Origin of the sequence: Pantoea sp. CTOTU49201 (assembly GCF_032054795.1) — a bacterium.
GTDB lineage: Bacteria > Pseudomonadota > Gammaproteobacteria > Enterobacterales > Enterobacteriaceae > Pantoea > Pantoea symbiotica.
In genome coordinates this window covers 1-1,637 of record NZ_DAMBSA010000624.1, presented here as the reverse complement: position 1 = coordinate 1,637, position 1,637 = coordinate 1, and the positions used below count along the sequence as shown (strand labels likewise).

Genomic DNA, 1,637 nt, shown 5'->3' with positions numbered 1-1,637 from the left:
GCGACAATCTCATCGACAATGGTGCGCCCTTGCGCAATGCGCTGCCAGGCGCTGGCGCTCAAACTGAGTTCCGCGTTGTGCCGCGCCACCTGCACCAGCTGTTGCCAGGTTAATGGGCTGTCGCCCCACACGATAGTCATGCTGGCTGCTCCGCGCCGTGATGGCTGGAGATAAACTGCTTAAAGCGCTGCGATCCCTGGTCGCCAAACATCTCTTCCGGCGCGCCCTGACAATCAATGGTGCCCTGATGCATAAACACCACGCGGTTAGAGACATTACGCGCAAAGCCCATTTCGTGCGTCACCACCAGCATGGTGCGCCCCTCTTCGGCCAGGCTGCGCATCACTTTCAGCACTTCGCCCACCAGCTCCGGATCGAGCGCTGAGGTCGGTTCATCGAACAGCATCACTTCCGGATCCATCGCCAGCGCGCGAGCAATCGCTACGCGCTGCTGCTGGCCGCCCGACAGCTGCGCCGGGTAGAAATCTTTGCGATTGAGTAAGCCGACGCGATCCAGCAGCTGCTCCGCCTGGGCGATGCAGCTTTTCTTATCGCGCTTCAGCACATAGTGCGGCCCTTCAATGACGTTTTGCAGCACCGTCATGTGTGACCACAGATTAAAGCTCTGGAACACCATGCCGAGGCGTGAACGCAAACGCTCAATCTGTTTCGGATTGGCCGCCAGCTGATGGCCGCGCGCATGGCGTTTCATCTCAATGGTTTCGCCGCCGACGCTCACCACGCCTGCGTCCGGCGTTTCCAGCAGGTTGATGCAGCGCAGCAAAGTACTTTTCCCCGAGCCGCTGGCACCAAGAATCGAGATGACATCGCCTTTATGCGCCTGCAGCGAAATGCCTTTCAGAACTTCCATCGCGCCAAAGGATTTATGGATATCGGTGGCGGATAAGGTAACGGGTGATGTGGAATGCATATTACTCTCCGGCAAGCGGTTTAACGGCGGGCAACGGCTTTTTTGCGACACGATGCGCCGGGGTCAGACGACGCTCTAACAGCGCGTAAAGCTGGACGATAATAAAGTTGAGAATCAGGTAGATCGCCGCCGCACAGACAAACACTTCCATGGTGCGATAGGTACGCTGAATGATCTGCTGCGCCACGCCGGTCACGTCCCAAACGGTGACGAGGCTGGCGAGCGCGGTGGATTTCACCAGCAAAATCGCTTCGGTGGAGTACGCCGGCAGCGCATAGCGCAGCATGATTGGCGCGATAATGCGGCGCAGCAGCAGCCAGCGCGACATGCCGCAGGCGAGGCCCGCTTCCACTTGTCCGGCTGGCACCGCGAGCAGCGCCCCGCGCAAGATCTCGGCGGTATAAGCTGCTGTACATAGTGACAGCGCCAGTACCGCGCAGATAAAGGGTTCGCGCAGGAACGGCCAGACGAAGCTGTGACGGATCACGCCAAACTGCCCGAGGCCGTAATAGATGAGAAACAGCTGGATCATCAGCGGCGAGCCGCGAAACACCAGAATGTAGCCGCGCGCGAAACCGCTCAGCACGCGCCAGCGGCTCATGCGCAGGGACAAAATACCAATCGCCAGTAGGCCGCCGCAGATAAAGGCGCTGATAAACAGGCCAAGCGTCACCGGCAGCGCGGCGCTCAGCTTGAGGAAGGTATC

Annotated in this window: 2 protein-coding genes; both read right to left on the bottom strand. The window is 59.5% G+C overall.

The annotated features are described in order from the left end of the window. Nucleotides 1-136 precede the first annotated feature (136 nt). Nucleotides 137-931: an ABC transporter ATP-binding protein gene (locus RTY00_RS24560; protein ID WP_008102561.1), complete on the bottom strand. Its 795-nt coding sequence runs from the start codon at nucleotides 929-931 to the stop codon at nucleotides 137-139. A gap of 1 nt (nucleotide 932) precedes the next feature. Then, the coding region (locus tag RTY00_RS24555) for an ABC transporter permease subunit (RefSeq protein ID WP_312666718.1) at nucleotides 933-1,637 on the bottom strand (705 nt) is incomplete at its 5' end.

Coding starts and splice junctions, on each gene's coding strand:
- RTY00_RS24560 (WP_008102561.1), bottom strand. CDS start 931: ATGCATTCCACATCACCCGTTACCTTATCCGCCACCGATATCCATAAA.